Genomic DNA, 24,827 nt, shown 5'->3' on the forward strand with positions numbered 1-24,827 from the left:
GCTGCTCGTCCAGCTGATCTCCTCCACCTTGCCGAGCCCCCATTCGCGCATCTGGGGATTGAGCTCGGTGAGGCGCCGCAGCTCGCCGCCGCGATAAACCCATATGTCTGCGGCGCGGTCGGGCTGGCTTCCCGCGATAGCGATGCTGCCGTCATCGGCCTCCGCAAAAGCGCCGATACGTCCGCCGAACTCCACGAAAGGCCGGAACACACCCGTTGCCGCATCGGCACTGAAAAGCACATCGCGGCTACGGACGACGACACGCGCCACCAGCCTGCGACTGTCACGCGACCATTCGAGCTGACGGATGGTGCCATCGAGCGTCGTCCCCAGTTCGCGCGCCGCGCCCTTCTCGACATCGGCGACAAAGGCGCGAATGCCGATCGTTCCCTCACCCGGGGCCGTGAACGCCACCTGGCTGCCGTCGGGCGACCAGCTTGCGGTGCTGAACACGCGATCGAACAGCTTGCGTTCGACCGCGCCGCTCGCCACGTCGAGGATCAGCAGTTCGGAATGATAAAAAAGATCGTTGAGGCCCGTCGTCGGCGCGGCCCGCACGGCCAGACGCCTCCCGTCGGGCGACCAGCTGAGGTCGGTGACGTCGCGGTCGGCCACCGCCAGGCGCCGGATATCGCGCGCGCGGAGATCGATGATCCAGATGCGCGATAAATCGCGCGGCGCATCGGCAACGATTCCTTCGCCTTGGGCGGAGCGGTCTTTCTGCGCGTTTGCCGGTGGTCCGTCCGGCGCGAGAAAAGCGATGCTTTGGCTGTCGGGCGACCAGCGAAAACGGCTGACGTCGCGCGGAAGGCTGGTCAGGCGCCGTTCGCCGCTCCCGTCGGCCGATATAAGCCATAGCTGCCGCGAGGATGCCGGGCGCGCCGCGCTATCGGTGGGTAACTTGCCGGTCGAATCCGATTGGTCGGAGCCTGCCGGAATGGGCGAAGGGCCGACTTTTGGCGCGCCGGGGGCCACGGCTTCCGCCCGTTTCGAGAGGAAGGCGATGGTGCGCCCGTCGGGCGACCATTGCGGACTGCCATCGAGCATCGAAGCCTTGGTCAGGCGGCGCGCGGGCGACTTTCCGTCCGCGGCGACGATCCATATCTCCGAGCGGCTCGGCCGGCTCGTGGCGATGGTCGGCTGGGTAACATAGAGGACATGCCGGCCATCGGGCGATATCTCGGTGTCGACGGCGTCGGTAAGGCTCATGATATCGTCAGGCTGGACGGCCTTGTGGCCGTGCGCCTCGGACGTCGCTGCTCCGGGCTGCGCGAAGGCACCGGCGCTAACCGAAAGGGCTGCGGCGGCCGCCATGCAGCCCGCGAGCATCGCCGCCCGCAAGGCAGGCGCGCGGCGCAGGAGCGAGCCATTGACCATCATCGAGACTCCGTAGCAAGGGATTGAACAAGGCAACAGACGGGGCCGGGAGGGGCGGGACCGAATTTCCGGTCCTCGCCTCGCTTCCGTTCCGTCGGAGGCCTGGTCTGGCTGCCCGTCAAAATTCCAGCCGTGCGCCGATCGCCATGTAACGCCCCACCACGTCATAATAGGGCGAGAAACCCGAGCTGATCGGCGGCGCCTTGTCGAACAGGTTCGACACATTGCCGTAGAGCTCGAAATTCTTGCCGTTCCCGATCGGAACCTTCTGGCTCAGCTGGAGGTCGACATAGGTATAGGCCGGGATCCGGTTGTTGGTGAGCGCCGTCAGCGTGCCATTATAATAGCCCGACGATATGTAGCGCGCCCGCACCATCCCGCTGAAGCCATCGCTAGCGTAGCCGACCGAGGCATTGGCCCGAACCCGGGGGACGCCGTTGACGAAACCGGTGCCTTGCGACTTCACATAGTCGATCTTGGTGATGCCATCGTCGGTGCTGAAATTGTTCACCCACGTGCCGATCAGGCGGAATGTCACGCGCCCGTTCGCTTCATTGTTGACGGGCATGGTGTAGGCGAGCTCCGCATCGACGCCGTCGGTCTTGAACTCGGAGAGATTGACCTGCGACGAAGCAATGCTCTGGATCAGACCGTTGGGCCCGCGCGTGATATAGCGGCAGAGGCTGTCATTCCCGGCAAAGCAGCGATCGACGATCGCCTGCCCGCCGATCGAGGTGATGACATCCTTGATCTTGATGTTGAAATAGTCGACCGATGCCGTCAATCCGCGCATCGGCGCGGTCGTGATGCCGGCTGTCCAGGTATCTGCCCGCTCCGGATCGAGCGCTGCGTTGCCGCCCCCGTAGACCAGTGTGTTGTTGCTGCCATTGCCGGGATTTTGCGGATCGATGATCCCGATGTAACCGACGGTCGGCGTCGAGAAGAGCTCGGTCAGATTGGGCGCCCGAATGTCGCGCGAACGCGTGACGCGCCCGATGACGCCGGGGAAAAACTCATTGGTGAGCCCGAGCTTCCACGACCAGATCGTCCCGCTCGTGTTATAATCGGACGCGCGCACCGCGCCGTTCAGTTCGAGCTTGTGGAGTAGCGGCGCATCCTTGATGACCGGCACGACGATTTCGGCGAAGGCTTCCTTGATGTTGTACTTGCCGCTGAAGCCGCTGAAATAGAAGGTGCTGAAGGCTTGGGCGGCGTCGAGTTCGCCCACCTTGGCAGATGTCGACACATTGCGGCCTTCGGCGCCGATCGCGATTGACACCGGGCCGGCCGGCAGGTCGAAAGGCTCGCCGCGCAGGGACACGCCATAGGTATCAAGCTTGTCGAGCACATTGGATCTCGGCGTGCCCGTTACATAGTCGATCGCCGCCTGGCTCGGAGCCCCTTGGCCGAAGAGGTTGATCGGTACGCAGCCGCTGTTCGGATTGGTCAGCGTCACCCGGCAGATCGGGTCATCGGTCACCGGGTCGTTCACCGAGTCGACCGCGTTCGCGAAGTTCTGGGTAATCAGGAAGCCCGGGGTGCGCAGCTTGTTGCGATATTCGCCATGGCTGTAATAGAGGCTGTAACGCCAGCGGCCATCGCCGAAGCTGCCGTCGAGCGCGATCGAGCCCTGGATATTGCGCCGGTCGATGTCGACGTCGGCGAAGGACAGATCATCGTTGAACCGCGAAAGCGTGAAGCTTGTCTGGCCCGCGCCCGCCAAGGCATCTCTCGCGTCGTCATTCAGGAAAGCATTGTCCGACCGGATCGTGATATTGTCGGTGTGGCTACCGAACCAGACATAGCGATTATAATAGCGCGAGTAGCGCAGATCGGCGCTGAGCTTGAGGGTGTCGGTCAGTTCGTAGGATGCCTTCGCCATCACCGCGTAGCGCCGCTGCGGCGTGATCAACACGCTGATGTCGTCGTTGGACGCGCCTTCGCCGCCAATCATGTTGGAGCCGACGATCGTGCCGAGGTTCGGGGTGCGCAAGCTTCCGTCGGGGTTGAAACCGAAGCCTTTTAGAACTCCGGAGGTGATGAACCCGCCTCGCAGCCTCGTCGCGTGGCCGACATCGGGAGTCAATGTGTTGTTGACGTTAGCGAAGCGGCCCGTGTTCTCGCGCGCGGTTTTCGGGCGAATACCATCATTGTCGAGATACTCGCCGCCAATCACGAAATGGCCGCGGCCGCCGGCAAAGTCGGTACCGAACTTGCCCTCGAAACGGATTTGCCGGGCGTCGCCGCGCGACGAGATTCCCGCCTCTGCCCCGAGCTGGATGCCTTCATAGTCGCCGTCGCTGATCATGTTCACCACGCCGGCGACCGCATCCGAACCCCAGGCCGCAGAGGCACCGCCGGTCACGATATCCACGCTTTTGACCATAATCGACGGCACGGTGTTGAGGTCGTCGCTGACGAGCCGGCGGCCGTCGAGAAGGATCAGCGACCGCCTGTCGCCAAGGCCGCGGATGTTGATCGGAAAACGGCCGGCTTCGGTGTTCGTGCTCGAAGTTTGCGGCGACGTCGCCGCCTTGAACTGCGGCAGGTCGGCGAGCGCTGCGCCGATATTCGTCCGGGTGACGATCTGCAGATCCTCCTGCGTCAGGCGCAGCAGCGGCGTCGGAGACTCGAAGCCGGGCCGGTCGATGCGGCTGCCCGTGACGACGATATCGCCTACGCCTTCCGACGCTTGCGGCAACGCGGCATCGTCCGCCTCCGCGCTCGTCGTCGATTGCGCTGCAGCTTCTCCTGGTGCGGCAACAAAGACGAGAGCGGCCGAACAACCAGCGAGCCATCGCGCCTTGGACGCGGCACCCGACTTACTCTGCAACATAATATTCCCCTTCCCGATGGACGTTATCGGCTCTGCGATCCCTGTGGTGCTCGCACGGCTCCCGACTCCGGTGGTTCAATATACAAAAATTGCAGCGACTGGCAATCAGAGTATACATAATTTTCAAAATTGTCATATTTCGTATACATAGAAGAGGGTTTCATCGGCCGCCAGTCATCATTTTGAAAGCTTCCATGTATACAAGGTGCGTGAATTTTCGCGGTTGCACGCACAGAATCTTGCCGCTCGCTCAAAAGATTGTACAATCTGGGGTAGAAAAAAGGGGAGGGCGGATGACGAACGCACATGCAGAAGAGCCATTGCTCTCGGAGCGAATTCGGCGCTCGCTGGCGGACGAAATCGCGTCTGGCGCCCTGAGCCCGGGGACCGCGCTCGACGAGCAGCAGGTCGCCCAGCGCTTCGGGACGTCGCGCACACCCGCCCGCGAAGCTCTGCGACAACTGGCGATGGACGAGCTGGTTGAGGTTCGTCCGCGTCGCGGCGCTGTCGTTGCTGAACTCTCGGTCGAGCGGCTCATCGACATGTTCGAAATGTCCGCCGAGATGGAGGCCCTGTGCGTCCGCCTGGCCAGCTATCGCATGCACCCCCTCGAACGCGTTCGGCTTGCCCGTCTGCACGAGAGTTCCGCAGCGCTCGTGGAGGCGGGCGATGTCGAAGCCTATGCCGCCTTCAATCTCGCCTTTCATGAAGCGATATACAGCGCGACGCACAATTCCTATATCGCCGAGCAGGCGCTGGCGCTGCGCAATCGCATGGCCGGTTTCCGGCGCGCGCAGATGTTCGAGCCCGAGCGTTTTCGGCGGTCGTTCGAAGAACATCGTGACATCGTCGATGCGGTGATGCGCGGCGACGGCGAGGAAGCCGCGCGGCGTATGCGCGCGCACCTCATAAAGGCGGCGGGCGCGCTCGAGCGCCATGTCGCATCCCTCAAGGTCGATACCAGGAATGAGGGGGCTAAATCCTCGTCATCGGCAGGCGCAAAGGATTAAGCGCTACCCGCCCCACATGTGAAGGCCGGGGGTGGCTCAGCCGTTCCGGACGGTCGTCAGACCGGCGGTCGCTCGTGGGAGACTGGGCTGGCGCGTTGGAGCATGCCGTACAGATCACGCGGTTCGTCGGGGTCGGCTAGAAGGTCGAGTTCGTGAAAATAATCGGTGCCTTGCAGCTTCGCATGGACAAAGCGGAGGGCCGAGAAATCCTCGATCGCGAAGCCGACGCTATCGAACAGGGTGATCTGCCGCGCGTCGGTTCGGCCCGCGGCATCGCCGCGAACCACCCGGAAAAATTCCGTCACAGGATAATCCTCCAGCATCTGCTGGATCTCGCCTTCGATGCGCGTCTGCGGCTCGAATTCGACGAAGGTCGCGGCGCGCGACAATATGTCCTTGTGCAATTCGGTCTTGCCGGGACAATCACCCCCAATCGCGTTGATATGGATACCTTGACCGACCATATTATCGCTCAAAATCGTCGCATATGCCTTGTCCGCGGTGCAGGTCGTCACGATTTGCGCGCCTTCGATCGCCTCTTCCGCGCTCGTGCAAGAAATGACGCGAAGGCCGCTATCCGCAAGATTGCGCGCCGCTTTCCGCGTTGCCTGAGGGTCGATGTCATAGAGCCTTACCTCTGTAATCCCGATCACCGCCTTCATCGCCAGCGCCTGGAACTCGGCCTGCGCTCCGTTCCCGATCATCGCCATGACCTGTGATCCGGAGGGCGCAAGGTAGCGGGCGACCATCGCCGACGTGGCGGCCGTTCGAAGCGCTGTCAGCAATGTCATCTCCGAAAGCATGACCGGATAACCCGTATCGACCCGGGCGAGGAGGCCCAGCGCCGCGACCGTCTGATACCCTTTGGCCGTGTTGCTTGGGTGGCCATTTACATATTTGAAGCTGTAGGTTTCCCCGTCCGAGGTCGGCATCAGCTCGATCACGCCCTCGCGCGAATGCGAGGCAAGGCGCGGCGCCTTTTCGAAGATCTCCCAGCGGCGGTAATCCTCTTCGATCGCGCCGGCCAGACCCACAAGGAAGGCCTCGATTCCGTGGTGATGCACCAGTCGCATCATATTCTCGACGCTGACGAAAGGGACATAGGCGAGCGTTGAAGCGGCAGGTGGCATTGAGGGTCTCCTTGCTGTTGCGAGCAAGCCTAGCCGCCTGTCCTGTTTGGTAAAATCGCAGTTTTGGCTAAAAATATGGTCAAAACCATGATCATTGTGCAAGGCGGTTGTACAAATCGCTATTTGGAAGCGGGAATTGCCATGCAGAACGTGAAATTCATTCCGGACGAGCTTGACCGGCGCATCATCGCGCATCTGCGCGCAGATGGCCGCGCACCGCTTGCCAAGCTTGCCGACGCGCTCGGCGTCGCCCGCGGCACGGTTCAAAATCGTCTCGATCGTCTGCTCGAGACGGGGACCTTGTTGGGTTTCACGGTTCGCGTTCGCGAAGACTATGAAGATCGCTCGATCCGTGCGGTGATGTTGATCGAAGTGACGGGCAAATCGACGACGCAGGTCATTCAGCGGCTTCGGGGCATCGCCGAAATCGAAGCGCTGCATACGACCAACGGCAGCTGGGACCTCGTCGCCGATATTCAGGTTTCGAGCCTCGCCGACTTCGACCGCATCCTGCGCGAAGTTCGAACGATCGACGGCGTCGAAAACAGCGAGACGAGCTTGCTGTTGAGCAGCGTCTAGCGGCTGCGGCTAGACGCTGCGGTGTCTCGTGGTCAGTCCGCTTTCGCAGGCAGCCGTTCTTGGTTGAATCGCTCCATCCATTGGACCGTCTCAGCATCGGGCAGGCTTTCGAGAATCGTGGACAGCACCTCGGGCTGCTCGTCCTGCCCAAGCTTGAACCTGGCCGACACGCTGGTCACCCGCGCCCGGAATCCGACAATTTGCTCCAGCATCTCGTGATAGCGCCGGCCGAGCTCGTCTTTGGTCCAGGGCTCGGCGCGTCCGGCTTCCATGGCGTCGATCAAAATGTTCAGCGATGTTCCGGTGAAGCTTTCGCCAAACGCGACCTCCGCTCTGATCCGCGCCTGCGCAAAATTCCAAGTCGGCGCCCAGTCGCGTTTCCCGGCATGCTGGGGGCTGACATAGGCATCGGGGCCCTTGAAAAGGAACGTGGCTTGCGGTCGGCGTTTCAGCAAGGCGTGGAGCGGATTGGAGCGCATCATATGCCCGATCAGTTCGACGGGCATCCCATCTCCGTCATAGCGCCCTACCAGCGGCAACAGGCTGGCTTCGATCCCATCGCCGCCCGCAGCGCAGACCCAGGCCAGCGGGTAAGCCTCGATCAGCGCACGCACGTCGCCCGCCTCGAAACGCTCGAACATCGACATATCATCCTCCGGATGGGGGTTCAGGCCAAAAAGACAAATATGAACCAGGCGACGAGGGGGCCGAGCAGCGCGATGAGGGCGCTGTAACCCAGAAGCTGGCGGACCAGTCGTTCGCGCAGCGCCACGTCCGCATTGGCAACGACGAGGGCGCCGTTTGTCGAAAAGGGCGATGTGTCGACAATTGTCGTCGAGATCGCGATCGCGGCCACCGTGCCGATCGCGCTCACATCGTGATGGTCGAGGAACGGCACCGCAAGCGGCACGACGATGCCCAGCAGCGCGGTCGACGATGCAAATGCCGACACGATGCCGCCGAGATAGCAGAGCAGCAGGACCGCGAGCAGCGGCGAGCCAATACCCGCTATGAGTTCACCCGCCGCGCTGACCGTACCGACGCGCTGGAGGAGCGCGACATAGGTTACGACACCGGCGATCAAGAGGACGGTGGGCCAAGCCACGCGATCGATCGCGCCCTTTTGCGAGCAAGGCGCGGCAACGGCGAGCAGCGCGGCCGCGACCATGCTGGCGACGCCGATGTCGACTTTGAATACGATGGTCGCGATCGCCATGGCGGCGAGCGACAGCAGCGTCAGCAGCCGTTCGCGCGCCATCTCCGGTGACACACTCTCGGGCACATGAGGGGCTTCGGGAACGTCGCGAAGCAGGCGCAGGCCGCCCAGGGTGAGAAAAAGCAGGATCGCGACAGCGAGATTGAAAAACAGGCTCGCTAAAAACAGCGTGAGAGGCTCGGGCGCGACGCCGTTGATCGCAACGACGCCGTTCGTAATCCCGCCGTAAACCGAGGTTGGCGAAAAGGCCCCGGCCTGCGCACCGTGGATCGTCATCAGGCCCATCATCAAGGGACTGATCTGATGCCGGGCGGCGAAGCGAAGCGCGACGGGCGCTACGATCGCAACAGCGGCTGGACCAAGCGCGCCGAACGAGGTCAGCAGCGCCGACGCAATGAACACCACCCAGGGCATCGCAACCGCGCGGTGCCCGAAAAGCCGCGTCAGACCGTGGACGACCCATTCGATCGCGCCATTGCGTTCGGCGATCGCGAACACAAATGTCACCCCGACCAGGATGACGACCAGATCGCCGGGGAAGCCGGCGAGAATCTCTTTCGCCGAAATATCGACGAGGGTCGTGCCGACGAGAAACGCAGCCGCGAGCGCCAGGAGCCCCATGTTGACGGGCCTTATCGTCGCGACGAGGAACACAAGCGCGAGCGTTCCGATCAATATCAGGTGGTCCAACTCAGTCTCCCATCGGCAGCGTCTTGCACGCTCGTTACATTTTTACCGTGACCGGGACAGGCGCCGCGACAAGGCGGGCGCCGCGCGGGCGCACCGCAGCGGCCAGCTTCAGGGCGACTCGCGCCAACGCTGTCCGTGTGAGCTTGATCAGTGCCATGAACCTCTCCCGGGCAACTTTGCGTTGCCATATCGCTCGTATACACATATTTCCATTATTGCCTATATGGTATACAACTAAGGCCGTTACGCAGTATCTCGTATCACGCTTGGAAGAATGATGGATCGCTCCTCCTTATCGGACCTCCTGCAGAAATTCTCGCGTCAGGGCCGCGATCTCGTACGGCGACATTTGCCCTTCGCTGCGAGCGGCGCCGGTGCGGCACGGCCCCGCGCCGAAATGATGACCGATATGGCGCGCGACCTGATTTCGAATCGGGGTGAAGCTTCGGGGGTTGCGATCGCGGCCGATCTGCTCCGGCTGTATGAGACCGCCGGCGAAGGCGATCGGACCGCGTTCTTCGCCGCCCTGGCGGCAGACTTCAACCCGGACCGGTCAAGACTCGTCGCCGCGTGGAGCAGGTTCGAGACCGACGGATGGAGCGCCTATCCCGAGCTTGCGCGTGCGATCGAGGCGCCGCGGCAGGAACTCTTCCGCCGCCTCAATCTGGCGCCCGGGGGCACCGCTGCGCTCGTGCGAATGCGCGAACAGCTGCTCGGCATGCGCGAGGTGCCGGGCGTTGCGCTCGTCGAAGCGGATCTCGCGCATCTGCTTCAGTCTTGGTTCAACCGCGGTTTTCTCTCGATGCAGGCGATCAACTGGTCTTCGCCGGCCAGGTTGCTCGAGCGCGTCATCGGCTATGAGGCCGTCCACCATATTCGCGACTGGACGGATTTGCGCAGCCGGCTCGATCCGCCCGATCGGCGCTGTTTTGCTTTCTTTCATCCGGCCATGCCCGACGATCCGCTGATCTTCGTCGAAGTCGCGCTCACCAACGCGGTCCCCGCAAGCATTCAGGAATTGCTCGCACCGGACCGTGTGCCCCTGGCTTCCGAAGACTTCACAACCGCCGCCTTCTATTCGATCAGCAACTGCCAGCCCGGGCTGAAAGGTATTTCGTTCGGGCATTTTCTGATCAAGCAGGTCGCCACCGATTTGCAGCGTGACATCCCCGGTTTGAAGCAATTCGTCACCCTCTCGCCCGTTCCCGGGTTCATGCGCTGGCTGCGCACCGATGACCCACAATTGGCTGAGTTGGCGGAGACCGAGGCGGCATCGCACCGCGACAGACTTCTGGCGCGTGCGCTTGACTATTTCCTCGAGGTCAAGGACGCGAAGGGCCGGCCGATCGATCCCGTAGCCCGGTTCCACCTCGGCAACGGAGCGCGGCTCGAGCAGCTGAACTGGATGGGCAACAGTTCGGGGAAAGGGCTTCGCGAGAGTGCGGGTATGATGGTCAATTATCTCTACGACCTCCCCGCAGTCGAGGAACTGCACGAGCGGTTCGCCAATCGCGGCGCGATCCCGATCGGCAAACCTGTCCGCCAGTTGATGACGAAACTAGAGTCCCACAGCAAGTCGATGGAATTCCAAGGATGAGCAATCTTTACAGCCGTCTCGCAGCAGATTTTTCGGCAAATCTCGATCGGGTGTTTGCGTGGCTACCCGACGGCCGCGTGCTGCAATATGCCGACGTCGAAGCTCAGTCGGCGCGCTACGCCCATATGCTTCGCGACCTTGGCGTCGGGGTCGGCGACCGTGTCGCGGTGCAGGTCGAGAAGAGCGCCGAGATGCTGATGCTCTATCTTGGCTGCTTGCGCGCAGGCGCGGTTTTCCTGCCGCTTAACCCCGCCTATACGATCGGCGAGCTCGAATATTTCATCGGCGACGCCGAGCCGAGCCTGTTCGTTGCCGACCCGGCGGTGGCCGAAAAGATCGGCGCGATGCGGAGTGCGGCCGGCCTGGTCAGGGTCGAGACGCTGGGGGCGGAAGGCGAGGGCACGCTCGCCGCACTGGCGCATCAGGCGCCGCCCCGCTTTGATACGGTCCCGAGGGACGAGGACGATCTCGCAGCCATTCTTTACACATCGGGAACGACGGGCCGCTCGAAGGGCGCGATGCTGAGCCATGGCAACCTTGCATCGAACGCCTATACGCTTCGCGACCTTTGGCAGTTCACGGCCGACGATGTGCTGCTTCACGCTCTGCCGATATTCCACACCCACGGCCTGTTCGTGGCGACCAACGTCACCTTGGCATCCGGTGGCGCGATGATCTTCCTTCCGCGGTTTGAAACCGAGGCGGTTGTGGCGGCGCTTCCGCGCGCCACGGTCATGATGGGCGTGCCGACATTCTATATCCGGTTGCTCGGCGAGGCCGGGTTCGACCGCGATCTGGTCGCCCATATGCGATTGTTCGTCTCTGGGTCCGCGCCATTGGCGCCCGATGTGCACCGCGAATTCGAGGCGCGTACCGGCCATGCGATTCTCGAGCGCTACGGCATGACCGAGACCAATATGAATACCTCCAACCCCTATGATGGCGACCGCATACCGGGTACCGTCGGGATGCCGTTGCCGGGCGTAGAAATCCGGATCGCGGATCCCGCGACCGGCCGTCCGCTCCCGCAAGGCGATGTGGGCGTCATCGAAATTCGAGGGCCCAACGTATTCAAGGGCTATTGGCGCCAGCCCGAGAAAACGGCCGCAGAGTTTCGCGACGGCTATTTCATCTCGGGAGATCTGGGCCGCTGTGATCGACGAGGTTATGTGTCCATCGTTGGCAGGCAGAAGGATCTCATCATCGCGGGCGGTTTTAACGTCTATCCTGCCGAGGTGGAAGAGGCGATCGGCGAGCTCGATGCAGTCCGGGAAGTGGCGGTGATCGGCATTCCGCACCCGGATCTGGGTGAGGCCGTCGTGGCTGTGGTGGTGCCTCGCGAGCAGGGGTTTGCCGATCCTGCAACCATCGCCAGTGCCCTTGTCGATAAACTGGCGCGATTCAAGCAACCTCGAAAAGTCCTGTTCACAAATCAACTTCCCAAAAATGCCATGGGGAAGGTGCAAAAGGCCGAATTACGAGAGCGTCACTCGGCGCTTTTCGCGACGGGCTAAGCCGGGGCGCCATCCTCAAGAACAATGTCCGCTTCTTTCAATCCTGACCTCAAAGCCGCCTGACCGCAATCGGCCATCAGCACCGATTCCAATATCGCCCAGATATAGCGCTTGGCCTTAATGCGAAGCGCGACTCTTTTCCGCGCCCGGAGTCCGACCCGCAACCACCCCGCATTATTTCGGGTTGCGGCAGGTGAATAATCTGCGGAGAAGCGTATGCGAAGGAGGGAGCGGGGATGACGGTGCAACACAATGTTTTGATCGTCGACGATCACCGCATCACCCAAAGCGGTCTGCGGTTCCTTTTTGGTTCGCTCGATCGCTTCGTTGTTGTTGACGCGCTTGATTGCGGCGCGATGGTCAATGCTTTCTTACAGTCGCAACCGGTCGACTTGGTAATCCTCGATCTCAACCTGCCCGATGTCCGGGGTATAAATGTTCTGGCCGAGATCGTCGGATCGCGCGACATGACGGTTATCATCCTGACTGGTGAAACGAACGTGGCCGAGATTCACTCGGCGCTCAAGCTGGGCGCCCGTGCTGTCGTGAGCAAATCGGACCCGCTCGATCACATTGTCGCCGCCTGCGACGCAGCGCTGGCGGGCGAGGTCTATATTTCGCCGCATATCGAAGAAGCGCTCGGCAAGTTTCAGCAATCCCCGGTTGCGTTGTCCTCGCGGCAGATGGCCATCCTCCACTATCTGGCGCAGGGTGAGACAAACAAGGAGATCGCCTATCGCCTTGCGATCGCACCGCCGACCGTGTCGTTCCATATTGCCGAACTACGACGCAAACTCGACGTTCCGCACAACCGCAGGATTGTGGAGCGCGCGAATGAGTTAAATCTTCTTTGAGGCGTCGACCAACAGGGGATGGCGGGAAAACTCCCCGCAAACAGGTTTGATTGCAACCATCGTGACAAGTTGGCTGAGACGGCCGCGTGTGATTGTGCTGTCATCATAGGTCGCGGCAAGAACACGCTTCGATCCATTGTCAGCTTCGGTCAATCCTCTGTCGAAATCGCTGCGCTGGTCGAAATCGAGAACCGTCCATTGAGGCAGGATCTCTTGCAACTCTATTGTCGATACCGGAGTGACGGCAGTGAAGGCTGCGGGCAGGGTAATCCGGACTGTAGTACCGTCCCTTGTCGATGAACAAATTTCCAGTGTCCCGCACAGCATCTCGACGATGCGCTTTGCCGATCCGAAGCCGGAGCCGGTTCCCTCTGTGGTTTCGTTTCCCCGAATGCGCGTCACGCCTTCTTCGGTCAGGGCGGCCATAACTTCCGCGGACATCCCGCTGCCGGTGTCGCTAATTGTGATGGTGACACGGCCATCTTCGAGCACGAGGGCGATGTGTGCTCCGCCAGTCTTGGTATATTGATAGCTGTTGCTCACCAGATTGGCGAGCGCGCGCATCAACAGCGGTTTGTCGGAAATGATCATGACGTCGTCCGCGACGCTCATCTTGAGGGACAGCTTTTTGTTCGCGAAGGGCGTCTTGAACATCATCGTCAGCGGCTCGATCAGTGCTTTGCCGCGAAACGCGCTGAGTGCGACGAATTCGGTATCGCCCGCGGCGATATTCGCGCCGGAAATGGTCGTCGTCACGATTTCGTTCAGATAGTCGGCGGAGCTTTCGAGCATCCCGATCAGCGCCGGATCGTCGCCCGGCTTTCCCCGACGCTTTAGAACCGCAACCGCACTCTTGAGTGCAAGGATGACCTGCCGGCTGTCGTGGCCGGACGCGTGAAGCAGCGCGTTCTGACTGTGCACGGTTTCGAGCGCGTAGGCCTTTTCTTCAGCCAGCCGCTTTGCCCGTTCGCTGATTTCGAGGCGTTCGCCAAGCGACTGCGCATAATTGGCGTCGGCGACGAGCTTCTCCCGTTGTATCTTCTTGAGGTTCAGTCCGAGCGCCAGCGTTACCATGATCGATTCGAACAGCCCGACAGGCCCGGAGAGGTGCCAATTGATCGGCAGCCAGCTGAATATGCCCATCGATGCTACCGCGGCATAGACGATGAAGAGGGCGAGGCTCGCCCAACCCACAAAGAGCGGCCAGAGCTGGGAGCCAAGCTGCTTCATGGCCGCGTAGCCCACAAACGGCAGGAATAATGCCACCGCCACCGCGGCGATCCATCCGGACAGATGGAGAAAAAAGCGAAAATCGGCGGGGTAGAGTGACAGGCCGGGCTGGACCAGCATGACGGCGATGGCGAAAAGAATGAGCGCTTTCAGCGTCATGTCGCTCTTGGGAAAATTGTCCGCGGTCTTCACGAAGCTACGGCAGAACTGAGCCATTGCAGCCGCAAATCCGCATTTGAAGAACTCTTCGACGGCGACGCCGGTCAGCGGCTTGTCGTACAGAAAGAAGATGGTGATGTAGCCTTCGGAGTGGATCGTGTTCAGAGCAAAGAAAGCTTCGGCAACCGCTAACCAGAGAAATTCCCTGAACCCCGTTATGGAGAAGAACAGGAAGTTGAGGAGCAGCAGCGTCAGTGCGCCGACCACGACGCCCGACACCATCGATATGTTTGCTCGCCGATCCTTGAAAAAAGTCCCATAGGTCTCGATGCGGAGAGGCATATAGGTCGAGTTTTCGGAAACAAATTCGATAACGACCAGCTTTTCCTGGCGCGGTGCAAGCACAAGCTCGGAGCTGAAAGCCTGGTAGGTCCCGAGATTTTGCCGCGCGACCTGCGGATCGGTAGCATCGACGATCAGGGAGAGCGCGTTCGCTCCGGCTTCGTACAGCCGGAAATGCTTGAGCGAGCCGCGGCCGGTCGTGAGAATCCAGCTACCTTGTTCATCGCTCGCATTGCGAACCTTCAGGAGGACTACGGTCCGGGTTCCCGGTGGTCCGAAGTGGATCGTCGATCCCTTGATAGGCTGAAGCGGGCCGCTGAGAATGGCCTCGAGTTGCGGCGTTCTTGGAACGCCAGGCCGCTTGGCGAAACGGATGAACGAAGCGAGTGCGGGTGCATCTTCTCCCACCCGCAGGTCGAGCATCGGCAATTTTTCAGAATTCGCGCGCGCCGGGTGAGCGGTCAGCAGGCATAAGAGGCCAAGGATCGCGTAAAATATCTTCATCATTACCCCCGCCGCCGGGCGGGGATCGAACGTCCATTTTGCGACCAACAGGCGCACGCATTCGTTCGCCTGAAACAAGTCCAACCCACCCCCCGGTGATCTACCACCCGTAGCGGCCGGGCGCCTCGGTGCAAGCGCCGCGGCAACGGTCCGTCGCAAATTCACCCTAAATAACATTGGGTAGACGCACCGCCGTCCCCGCCACTAGTCATCGCACGCAAAGCCGATGGGTATTCTTTGCCCGAACGGCTGGGGGCGCAAAGTTTCGAGGCGGGGCGGATGAGCCGGAGAGCGCAAAACGCTCTCCGGCAAGTCCCTTGCCTTGCCTGCAACGTCAATGGGGGACTCCGGAATATGTCACGAATCTCGAAATCTCGCCTGCTCGCCACCAGTGCGATTGTCGGCCTTGCGATCGGCCATCTGGCGCCCGCCGCCGCCCAAAATGCGTTCGGCGTTCACAACGATCAGCCCGAGCGGCTGGAGATCGAGGTCGATGTTGGGGAGAGCATTGAGGGCGAGCTCATCGGAGTTTACGCCGACAATGGTCCGGTCACTGTCGGCAACGCCGGTGTCATTCGCGGCAACGGCATCGACGTCGGCGGCATCGACGGCCGGCCGAGCGGCGGCATCGTGATTGCGCAGCCGAATTCGATCGTCACCAACGCGGGCCAGATCAGCGGCGCAGCGAACGGCGTCGTCACCTCCTATTTTTTCAGTGAGGACGCAAACGGCGACGATCTACCCCCCGCGCCGCTCGCAGCGAATACTCAGGTTTCGAACAGCGGTATGATCCGCGGCGAAGCAGGATCAGGCGTCGCCCTCGTCGGCGGTGGCAGCGTCACCAACGGTGGCACGATTTCGGGGGCCAGCGGGGCGCCCGGTAGCATGATCAACGGCACCGGCGTATCGATCTCGGAATTCCCCGGCGCGGCTGCCGGGAACATCACCGGCGTGGGCTCGATCACCAACAATGACGGCGGCGTGATCGAAGGTCAGATGTTCGGCGCGGTGCTGCAGGGCGGCGGCACCATCAATAATATGGGCACGATCCGCAGCACCGGTAATCCGAACCCCGGGAACCCGAACGTCAGCCCGTTCGGGCTCATTCTCGGCGCAACCGCCGAGCAGACGGGCCGCGCCGCGACGGTCGTGAACACCGGCAACATATCGGGGTTTCTCGGGGTTCTGGCAGGCGGTGCACTCGAGAGCGCGACAATCAATAACGATGGAACCATCAGTGCGACCGCGATCGCCATCATCGGCCAGTCCACCGGCAACCTGACCGTCAATAATTTCGAGAATGGCGAAATTCTTGCAAATGCGACGGCGATCGCGTCGAACGCCGGCACGCTGACCGTCGATAACAAGGGCTTCATCTTCAGCGCCGGTCAGAATGCGATCAACATCACGACCGCCGACGCCGTGATCAAAAATAGCCAAGGGATTGTCGGAGCGCTGTCGGGAATCACGACGGCCGTGTTTCAGAATGCCGAGGGGACGCAGGCGCGCGCGCGGAACACCGCGGTCACGAATTCGGGCACGATCGAAGGCCGGGCCGGCAGCGGCGTTTCGCTCGCGGGCGGCGGATCGGTCGTGAACAGCGGTGTGATCCGCGGACTGAACGGCAATAATGGATCGGGCGTCGGTGTCGCCCTGTCCGAGTTTTCCCAATCCATCGCGACCGACGTTACCGGTATCGGCACGGTGGCCAATGCCCCCGGCGGCCTGATCGAAGGCCAGATGTTTGGCGTCGTCGTCCAGGGCGGTGGGACTATCGATAATGAAGGTACCATTCGCAGTACCGGGACTTTCAACCCCGCCAATCCGAATGTCAGCCCGTTCGGCGTCATTCTTGGCGCGACTCCAGACCAGACCGGCCGCATCGGCACGCTCAACAACAGCGGTACCGTTCAGGGTTTCTTGGGGGTCCTTGCCGGGGGCGTGCTCAGCAGTGCCGTAATTGAAAACGAGGGTCTCATCAGCGGCCAAGCGGCGGCCATCATCGGTCAGTCGACCGGCGCCCTTACCATCAACAACCATGGCGATGGAGAAATCATCGCCAACGGTACCGCGATCCGTTCCAACGAGGGTTCGCTGGCCATCGATAACGCAGGTTTGATCAGCGCTGGCGCCCAGGATGCGATTGTCATTACGACGGCGGATGCGGTGATCGTCAACAGCGGTCGGATCATCGGCGGCCAATATGGGATCGTCACGACGCCGATGGCGGATGGGACGGGCCGCGCAATCAATACCTCGATTACCAACAATGGCGAGATCATCGGCCTCAATAACGATGGCATTCGTCTTGCCGGTGGCGGCAGCGTTATCAACAGCGGCTTCATCGTGGGCGTCAATGCAGGTGCGCAGGGCACAGACGGTATCTCGATGTTTGCCCATGTGGATCAGTCCAACGAAGACTATTCGGCCCACGTAACGAACGATGCGAACGGCCGCATCGAGGGCCAGCGGTTCGGAATCATCCTGTCGGGCGGCGGTGAGGTCGTGAACGCAGGTGAAGTCGAGGGCGTCAATGGCGGTGTCTATATCCAGGGAACTGCCCTCAATACCGACCCTGGCGAGGACCGCAGTGGATTGACGGCCAAGGTCGTGAACACTGGCGACATTCGCGGCACCGGCAATCTCGGCGGCAGCGGCGGCGACGGCTATGGGGTCGGCTTCGGCAGCGATATGTCGAGCGCGACGCTCGAGAACAGCGGCACGATCCACAGCGATTTTGGCGCCGGTGTTTCGCAGGGATCGCGCGCCGACGTGACGATCACCAATGCCGAGGGGGGCACGATCACCGGCGGCACGTCAGGCATCTATTCCTTTGCGACGGGTACTCTTGTCGTGAACAACGCCGGTGTGATCCGCGGCGAGGGCAGTTACGACGGGTTCGACGCCGCGCCCGACGCCGGCATCACGATCACCACCGCGTCGTCGAGCGTGACTAACAGCGGGTCGGTCTCGGGTGCGGGTGCCGGTATTACGACCGCCTATCAGTTCGACGAGGATATCGGCGATATCGTCGGCATCGCGATCGGCACGCAGGTGACGAACAGCGGCACGATCCGCGGCGAATCGAACGACGGCGTCCGCTTGATCGGCGGCGGCAACGTGACCAACAGCGGCACGATCCGCGGCGAGGGCAGCGCGCTGGCCGACGGCATTTCGATCTATCCCTATGACGGTCAGTCGCTGGCGAACTATGTCGGAACCGTCGCGAACAGTGCCACCGGCGACATCAGCGGTACGCGTTTCGGGGTCATCATGTCGGCGGGCGGCACGCTCGACAACGCCGGCACGATCACCGGCGAGGGGCCGGGCGGGGTTCTTATCCAGCGCGGAGCAGGGTTGGTCCAGGAAACCGGCTTTGATGGCACGCTGATTAACAGCGGGACGATTACGGGCAGCAACGGTTATGGCGCGGTCGTCCTCGTTACCGACACCGCAGCGATCACCAATAGCGGAACCATCGCTGGCGCAACATCGGGCGCCGTGATCGAAGGGCTTCAAGTCTCGCAGGATATCGCGCAGACCGGCACGATCACCAATAGCGGCACGATCACCGGAAGCGGGACCTTTGGCGCTGCGGTTGCGGGCTTCCTCGATAGTGCCGAAGTAAACAATAGCGGCTCGATCTCTGGTGCAACCGACGGCGTCATCCTCGGTAATTTCGGGACCGCAATGCTCGTTAACACCGGCGCAATCACGGGCGGCGGTCGGGGAGTATGGGGCGATGACAGCGGTGCGGTCATCCTCGACAACGCAGGGACGATCACCGGTTCAAGCGGGATCGCTGTCCAGCTCGGCAGTTTCGACGATCGTGTCACTTTGCGAACCGGTAGCGTAATGTCCGGCGCCGTTGACGCAGGGGGCGGCAACGACAGCCTGACGCTCGATGGGGACGTCCTTGAACTGACCGAGGCGCAGCAGCTCACCGAAGCGACCGGGTTTGAGACACTCGACGTTGCGGCAGGCTATTGGTCGACGGCAGGCGTGGTCGGCGCATTCGATCGCGTTTCGATCGCCAACGGTGCGTCGCTGCAGGTCAATGAAATTGATCTGGGCGCGGGCGATACTTCGTCGCCGATCCTGACCCCATCGGTTCGGACTGACGGCCTGCTCGTCTTGAACTTCGGTACCGACGATGTCGTGTCCGATCTGGCCGACCTGACCATCGACGGGACGGGGCAGTTGCAGCTCATCGGCGACGCCGTGTTTACCGTAGACACCGCCAACATCGCCCACACTGGTGGAACGATCATCTCCAATGGCGGCCTTGTTCTGACCGGTCTGCTCCAGGGTGATGTGAAGACCGAAGGGACCGGCTTCTTCGAGCTGGGCGCCGGCGGAACCGAGGGCAGCTTTGCGGGCAATATCGTCAACGATGGGCGCTTCGTCTTCAATCGTTCGGACGATTATGATTTCCTCGGCGCCTTCTCGGGCAGCGGCACCCTCGACAAGATGGGCGACGGCGCGCTGACCTTCATGGGTGACTATGCCTTCCAAGGGGTGACGAACATCCTTGGGGGCTCGGTACGCATCGGCGGCACGATCGATCCGGGCACCGAATTCGACCTAGGCGACGGCGGCACGCTCGACATCACGGGCAAGGACCAAACGATCGGCGGCCTCGAAGGCGATGCGGGTTCGAACGTCGTGATCGGCGACAGCCAGCTCACCGTCGATCAATCTGGCAACACTGCTTTCGGTGGCGATATCTCGGGCACGGGCAGCCTGGTGAAAGAGGGCGCCGGCACGCTCAACCTCACCGGAAACAGCAGCTATACCGGCCCGACATCGGTCAACGGCGGCACGCTCGCGGTAAATGGTTCGATCGCCTCGCCGGTAACCGTCAACGGCGGCGGAACGCTCGGCGGCAACGGCGCCGTGGGATCGACGACAGTCGCCAGCGGCGGGACGATTGCCCCGGGCAACTCGATTGGCCAGCTGACCGTGAATGGCGACCTCGCCTTCGCTGCAGGCTCGGTCTACGAAGTCGAGGTTAACGCAGCGGGCGCCGCAGATCGCCTCGATGCGACGGGTGCTGTGACGATCGCCAGCACGGCGAGCGTGGCGGTCTTGGCCGAGGACGGCAACTATAACCCGCGCACCGACTATGTAATTCTGACAGGCGGTGCGGGAATCACCGGGACGTTCGGTTCGGTGACGACCGACCTCGCCTTCCTCGATCCGCTTCTGCGCTACAGCACCAACTCGGTGACGCTGTCGCTCTATCGCAACGATATCGATTTCGCCGACATCGCATTGGGCTTCAATCAGGCGAGCGTGGCGACCGCGGTTCAGGCGCTTGGCGTCGATAACCCGCTCTACGAAGCGGTGCTGGTCCAGAATGTGGCAACCGCACAGGCGAGCTTTGGCGACCTGTCGGGCGAAATTCTGGCCAGCACGATCAGCGGTCTGACCGATGACAGTCGTCATCTGCGCAATGCCTTGATTGGGATGAAGGCTCCCGAAGAGGGTGGTGCGTTCGTTTGGGGCTCGGCCTTTGGCGGCTGGGGAGAATTTGACGCGGCGCGCGGGAATTTCGCGATGGACACCGATCACAAGGGTTTGGTTGCGGGCGTCGGCGTTGGCGGTAACGGCTTCGCTGCAGCGCTTTCGGCGGGTATCGGCGGGTCCGACTTCCGCTTCGGCGGGCGCAGCGACCATGCAGACGTGGAAAGCAAATATATCGCGGCCCATGCCACTTATGGCGCGGAAGTCGGTCTACGCGGTGCCATCGGTGTCAGCTACGCCTGGCACGACATCGATACTAGCCGCGCGATCAGCGTTGCGCCGCTGGCTCAAACGCTTTCGTCGAAGCGCGACGCTGATACGCTGCAGATCTTTGGCGAAATCGCTTATGACATCGTCACGGGCAACTTGGCGATCACACCCTTTGCCCGACTGGCGCATGTCGATACCGGTAGCGATGCTTTCGCTGAAACCGGCGGCAACGCGGCGCTGACCGTCGCGAAGGGAGGTCAGAAGACCACCTTCGTCAGTCTTGGCGGGCGTGCGCAGTTCAACGCCGGTCAGCTAAGCTTCCAGCCTTATGTGTCGGCTGCCTGGAACCGAGCGTTCAACGACCGCGCCGCACCGATTGCATCGCGGTTCACGGCCGGTGGACCTATGTTCGGCATCCTTGGCACGGCTATCCCGAAGAACTCGGCCGAAGTCGAAGCCGGATTTGAATATACCACGGGCTCGCTCCATCTCGGCGCTGCTTACACCGGCACGCTGGCATCGGATCGCAACTCCCATGGTGCAAGGGTAACTGCGCGTATCGCCTTCTGATTAGCGACCCATCGGAAGGGCGAAACGCTCGGTATGAGGTCGAGGTGACTTCGGTCACCTCGACCTCATTTCTTTTTGCATTATTTGGTCGCGCCGCTGGGAGCAATTTGCGAACGACTGCTTTCGGACATCATCTCCTGAAAGCGGTCAGGCCGCAACCGGCCAGAGTTGGCGGTTTCGGTCACTGTCGGGACAACGCCTCCGATGGCCAGAATGGGGTGGGAAGCAGCCATGCCCCCATTCGTCGTCGCGCCCCGGATCCGGGATTCGGTCGACACGAGGACCGCGTGGTCATTTCCAAAGTTCAGGAAAGGTCAGCCTTGTGCGCGTCCCGGTCTGGACCTTGCGGCAAGCCGGGCAGCGACCGTTTTATCCACCAGATCAAAGAGCCGGATGAAGGCTGACACAGCCCGATAATGTAGGAAAGGCCTATTTGAAGGCGATGTCGGTTGCGGGGTGGTGAGCGGACGTTCTCTTCTTTCGTCATTCCCGCGAAAGCGGGAACCCAGAGCGCGCGTCAGCTAACTCCACACTGGGTTCCCGCTTTCCCGGGCACACCATTGTTATAATTCACTGGAGCTAGCCATTTGAAGCCCTTCGAAGGAAAGAAAGGGCGGTTTTGGCTCAACTAAAGTCGTTGTCGACCGCCAAATAGTGGCCATACCAGCCGCCGGGGCAATAGAACCCTGCCTGTTTGGAGACCGCACTATGATTTCAATCAGATCTCCAAGCGATGCGGACTCGGGCGGCGCGTCTCTGCCGTCTACGTGACGGGAGCCCAAAGCCGCGCGAAGGCCGTTCTTTGCCTCCAGGTCAGAATTAGGAACCAGATCGGCCAGACGCTTCCCCAAAAGAGCTTCCCCGTTAGGAACCAGTGAAAGCAGGCGATCACGACAACCGAGGGGCCGAGCAGGATCAGCCCTAGGGGCGCGCTCCTTTGAAACAACAGCGCGGCGCCGCCGGTCAGCATCGTGCCGATGATGAGCGGATTCATGAAACCCGTTCTGTCCAGCGCCAAGGCGAAGTCGCTGGCCGCCGCGACCGTCTCGGGCGGATTGCGTCCGCCGAACTCGATCAGTACCATCAGCGGGGCGTAGAGAAAGAACAGTCCGAACAATATCCGCGCGCCGGACCATCCAATGTTCGCGAACTTCATTGGCATAATCCTCCTTCCGGCCGAGCCGATATCCGGCGAGATGCCTTCTGCTGCAACGGCTCAGTCATTCCTGCCTGCTGCCCACATTTCCTCCACTATAGCGCGCAGCGCTTTCGGAAGCTGTCGATTACCTCCCCAGAAGATGAGATGCTCTCTGCGGGGCGACCGGCGGGACAGGCTGCACGTCATGTTCGACGGTTCGCCACGCGGCATGCTATCGAACCTTGCCGTGTCCAGCATAGCGTGCCAGCGCCTGACCTGCTCTAGCGGGATCGTCGTTCGTTTCAGGATATGCGGCTCCCCCGGACGCTCCCGACCGACGTGCAATAGGGCGCCGTCCGCTTGCGCAATCAGGCCGCCGCCATCTCCTGTCGCGCCGCCGCCGCAATAGAGCGTGATCGAACCCGTCTGCGAGCCTGCATCAGATGGGGTAGCGACGGCAATCGCGACGGCTATCGCCATCGGAATGACGGCTCTCGTCCGCTTCCGCGTGGTGATTGCAGGCAGCAGCTTGCCGGTTTCCAGCATCTCCGGGCTTTCTAGCGGCGGACGATCAGCGCGGCCTGATCGATGTAGAGATCGAGGCGGTTCGGGTCGCGCGCTCGCTCGATGAGAAAAGTAACGCCGGGCCGGGCACTCATGATCGACCGCCCCACCATCTTGAGATCGACCTCGACGACAGGAATCCGATCGTAATCGCTACTGATGCGAACACGGTTCGGTGTGACGCGCGCGATGGTGATGGTGACACCGGAACGCGACGAGCCGCGGACATCGGCAGTCACGTCGCCTTGCCATTTACCCGAAACAATCGTCGCGAGATCGGTCAATCGTCCGACTGGCGCCGTGCGCTTTTGGGCGCTTGTCGCAGCGAGTGGCATTGCGGCGATCAGCAGGGTAAGCGCGAAACTACGGATCATGGGTGAGCTCCGGTCAGTGTCGGCGTTAGATATAAATTGATGCAGTCAATGCTCGGTCCCGGTCCCTCCCGGGACGCACGCAAGCCGCTCAGAAGCCGATAGCCATACCGACGCGGCCACCGGTTGATCCCTTGACGGTCGATCCGGCGAACCCGCCAGAAAAATACACGCGCGGCGCTGCCCTGACCGCTACCGTGCCCGAGAAACCTTGCTCGCCACGATAAGTGGCGAGATTGAACGAGAGGGAGACCGTGCTGTCTGGGACAATCATCGTTCCGCCCAGCGCCATCGCGGCCGCAATGCCGCCATTGGCGTGACGGAAACGCCGGTCGGTGGACTCCGAGAGGACGTCGATGCGCGTGTCAACCTGCATCAAACGACCGTCGATGGCGGCGAAGGCAGAGCCTGCGTTGTTGTAGCTTTGGCCTCCTATCGAGTATTTGGGCGCAGACACGCTACCGGTCGCGGTATCATAGACGGAACCGCCGCCGAGCGCTGTCGCCGTGGAAGCGCCGAGAGCGTCTGAACGCGTGATGGCTGCGTCAGCGGTAGTTTGCGCCATCGAGATCGCCGCGTCCTGCCGAACATTGTCTGTCCGGATCGCTGCGAGCTCGCCATCTTGGCGTGCGTTGTCGGCCACTGCCACGTCTGCGGTCGCCTGCGCGGCCGCAGCGTTGGCGATCGCTGCATTAGCCGTGACTTGCGCAGTAGCGGCATCATCAATCCCTTGCGTCGCAGCCATCAGCGCAGAATTAGCGGTGAGTTGTGCTGCATCGGCACGCACGAGTGCCAGCTCGGCGGTATCTTGCGCCGCGGCAGCAAAAATTTGTGCCGCTTCGGCAGTGTTTTGGGCCCGGTTCGCAGCGAGCCGGGCATCGTCGGCCGTTTCTGTCACGCTGAAAAGTTGCCCGCCGTTGACGGCGTCAGTGCTTGTTGCACTGACGACGCCGGGTGCGACGTTAACAATTCTGCGCCGATTAGCGCTGGAGCCGACCGAGAATGTATTGGCCTCATTGGCTGTCGATCCAGCACCAATGGCGACGGAAAAGTTTCCACCAACTTGGGCATTATAGCCGATCGCGATTGAGTTCGAACCACCAGCTCCGACTTGGTAGCCAATACCGATTTTGAATTGACCGTCGCCTACAGCGGTAGCGCCATCGCCTATTGCTATGTTGGAACTGCTGGAACCCCAGGCACGCGCGCCCCGGCCCAAAGCCGTGTTTGTGCTGTAGTCACCGGTTGCGATTGTGTCATAACCTATCGCGGTATTTCCATGTAATCCCAGACCGAGCACTTGATCGTTTACGCCGTTGGCAAAAGCAAAGGCGCCGATCGCGGTATGGCCCTGTCCATCGCCCGCCGACGAATTTTCGCCGATCGCTGTGTTGTCGGAACCAAAGCGCG

General features: G+C 61.7%; 16 protein-coding genes and 1 pseudogene. 6 read left to right on the forward strand and 11 right to left on the reverse strand.

Features of this window, described 5'->3' with window-relative positions:
- Together VGD20_RS08245 and VGD20_RS08250 are read right to left on the reverse strand one after the other, a co-directional pair.
- Positions 1 to 1,380, reverse strand: a 1,380-nt coding sequence (locus VGD20_RS08245; protein WP_414714556.1) for a TolB family protein, incomplete at its 3' end; no start/stop codon positions are given.
- Between the two features lie 115 nt (positions 1,381 to 1,495).
- Entirely contained in the window at positions 1,496 to 4,213 is a 2,718-nt protein-coding gene (locus VGD20_RS08250) for a TonB-dependent receptor plug domain-containing protein (RefSeq protein WP_331133982.1), read from the reverse strand.
- Positions 4,214 to 4,452: 239 nt separating this feature from the next.
- Here VGD20_RS08250 and VGD20_RS08255 point away from each other — a divergent pair, with 239 nt between their 5' ends.
- The gene (locus VGD20_RS08255; RefSeq protein ID WP_331133983.1) at positions 4,453 to 5,223 is read left to right on the forward strand and encodes a GntR family transcriptional regulator; all 771 of its coding nucleotides are present in this window, start codon (positions 4,453 to 4,455) and stop codon (positions 5,221 to 5,223) included.
- A gap of 56 nt (positions 5,224 to 5,279) precedes the next feature.
- On the opposite strand, the gene VGD20_RS08260 is transcribed toward VGD20_RS08255, so the two are convergent.
- Positions 5,280 to 6,548, reverse strand: coding sequence for an ornithine cyclodeaminase (locus VGD20_RS08260; protein WP_331133984.1), 1,269 nt, complete (start codon positions 6,546 to 6,548; stop codon positions 5,280 to 5,282).
- Here VGD20_RS08260 and VGD20_RS08265 point away from each other — a divergent pair.
- On the forward strand, positions 6,495 to 6,932 hold the full coding sequence (locus VGD20_RS08265; protein WP_414714557.1) for an Lrp/AsnC family transcriptional regulator: 438 nt from the start codon (positions 6,495 to 6,497) through the stop codon (positions 6,930 to 6,932). The two genes, VGD20_RS08260 and VGD20_RS08265, sit on opposite strands and share 54 nt — an antisense overlap.
- A gap of 32 nt (positions 6,933 to 6,964) precedes the next feature.
- On the opposite strand, the gene VGD20_RS08270 is transcribed toward VGD20_RS08265, so the two are convergent.
- From VGD20_RS08270 to VGD20_RS08280, 3 genes are read right to left on the reverse strand one after another with little or no spacing between them, the layout of a single operon-like run.
- Complete coding sequence (locus VGD20_RS08270; protein ID WP_331133986.1) at positions 6,965 to 7,579, reverse strand: FMN-binding negative transcriptional regulator; 615 nt, start codon at positions 7,577 to 7,579, stop codon at positions 6,965 to 6,967.
- 20 nt (positions 7,580 to 7,599) lie between these two features.
- The gene (locus VGD20_RS08275; protein WP_331133987.1) at positions 7,600 to 8,838 is read right to left on the reverse strand and encodes an SLC13 family permease; all 1,239 of its coding nucleotides are present in this window, start codon (positions 8,836 to 8,838) and stop codon (positions 7,600 to 7,602) included.
- A gap of 34 nt (positions 8,839 to 8,872) precedes the next feature.
- A complete protein-coding gene (locus VGD20_RS08280) occupies positions 8,873 to 8,995 on the reverse strand; it encodes a hypothetical protein (RefSeq protein ID WP_331133988.1) in 123 nt (40 codons plus the stop codon).
- Positions 8,996 to 9,247: 252 nt separating this feature from the next.
- Between VGD20_RS08280 and VGD20_RS08285 the strand changes: the two genes are divergently transcribed.
- The 3 genes from VGD20_RS08285 to VGD20_RS08295 all read left to right on the forward strand — a co-directional run bounded on the left by VGD20_RS08285 (position 9,248) and on the right by VGD20_RS08295 (position 12,803).
- The gene (locus VGD20_RS08285; protein WP_331133989.1) at positions 9,248 to 10,435 is read left to right on the forward strand and encodes a malonyl-CoA decarboxylase; all 1,188 of its coding nucleotides are present in this window, start codon (positions 9,248 to 9,250) and stop codon (positions 10,433 to 10,435) included.
- Positions 10,432 to 11,949, forward strand: a complete 1,518-nt coding sequence (locus tag VGD20_RS08290) for a malonyl-CoA synthase (protein ID WP_331133990.1) — start codon at positions 10,432 to 10,434, stop codon at positions 11,947 to 11,949. Before VGD20_RS08285 ends, VGD20_RS08290 begins: the two co-directional genes overlap by 4 nt.
- A 236-nt stretch (positions 11,950 to 12,185) precedes the next feature.
- Positions 12,186 to 12,803 (forward strand): response regulator transcription factor, encoded by a 618-nt coding sequence (locus tag VGD20_RS08295; RefSeq protein ID WP_331133991.1) that lies wholly within the window; start codon positions 12,186 to 12,188, stop codon positions 12,801 to 12,803.
- On the opposite strand, the gene VGD20_RS08300 is transcribed toward VGD20_RS08295, so the two are convergent.
- A complete protein-coding gene (locus tag VGD20_RS08300) occupies positions 12,789 to 15,122 on the reverse strand; it encodes a sensor histidine kinase (RefSeq protein WP_331133992.1) in 2,334 nt (777 codons plus the stop codon). The genes VGD20_RS08295 and VGD20_RS08300 overlap by 15 nt on opposite strands.
- Positions 15,123 to 15,392: 270 nt before the next feature.
- On the opposite strand from VGD20_RS08300, the gene VGD20_RS08305 reads away from it, so the two are divergent.
- Positions 15,393 to 21,344 (forward strand): autotransporter domain-containing protein, encoded by a 5,952-nt coding sequence (locus tag VGD20_RS08305; RefSeq protein WP_331133993.1) that lies wholly within the window; start codon positions 15,393 to 15,395, stop codon positions 21,342 to 21,344.
- Between the two features lie 763 nt (positions 21,345 to 22,107).
- Here VGD20_RS08305 and VGD20_RS08310 read toward each other — a convergent pair.
- The 4 genes and pseudogenes from VGD20_RS08310 to VGD20_RS08325 all read right to left on the reverse strand — a co-directional run.
- Positions 22,108 to 22,500, reverse strand: coding sequence for a hypothetical protein (locus VGD20_RS08310; protein ID WP_331133994.1), 393 nt, complete (start codon positions 22,498 to 22,500; stop codon positions 22,108 to 22,110).
- Positions 22,501 to 22,560: 60 nt separating this feature from the next.
- Positions 22,561 to 23,028 carry a hypothetical protein gene (locus VGD20_RS08315; protein ID WP_331133995.1) on the reverse strand — a complete coding sequence of 156 codons (468 nt, stop codon included), beginning with the start codon at positions 23,026 to 23,028 and terminating at the stop codon, positions 22,561 to 22,563.
- 11 nt (positions 23,029 to 23,039) lie between these two features.
- Complete coding sequence (locus tag VGD20_RS08320; RefSeq protein ID WP_331133996.1) at positions 23,040 to 23,330, reverse strand: hypothetical protein; 291 nt, start codon at positions 23,328 to 23,330, stop codon at positions 23,040 to 23,042.
- 178 nt (positions 23,331 to 23,508) lie between these two features.
- Positions 23,509 to 24,827: pseudogene (locus tag VGD20_RS08325) on the reverse strand (hypothetical protein); the annotation flags it as partial.

Origin of the sequence: Sphingopyxis sp., assembly GCF_036402335.1 — a bacterium.
GTDB lineage: Bacteria > Pseudomonadota > Alphaproteobacteria > Sphingomonadales > Sphingomonadaceae > Sphingopyxis.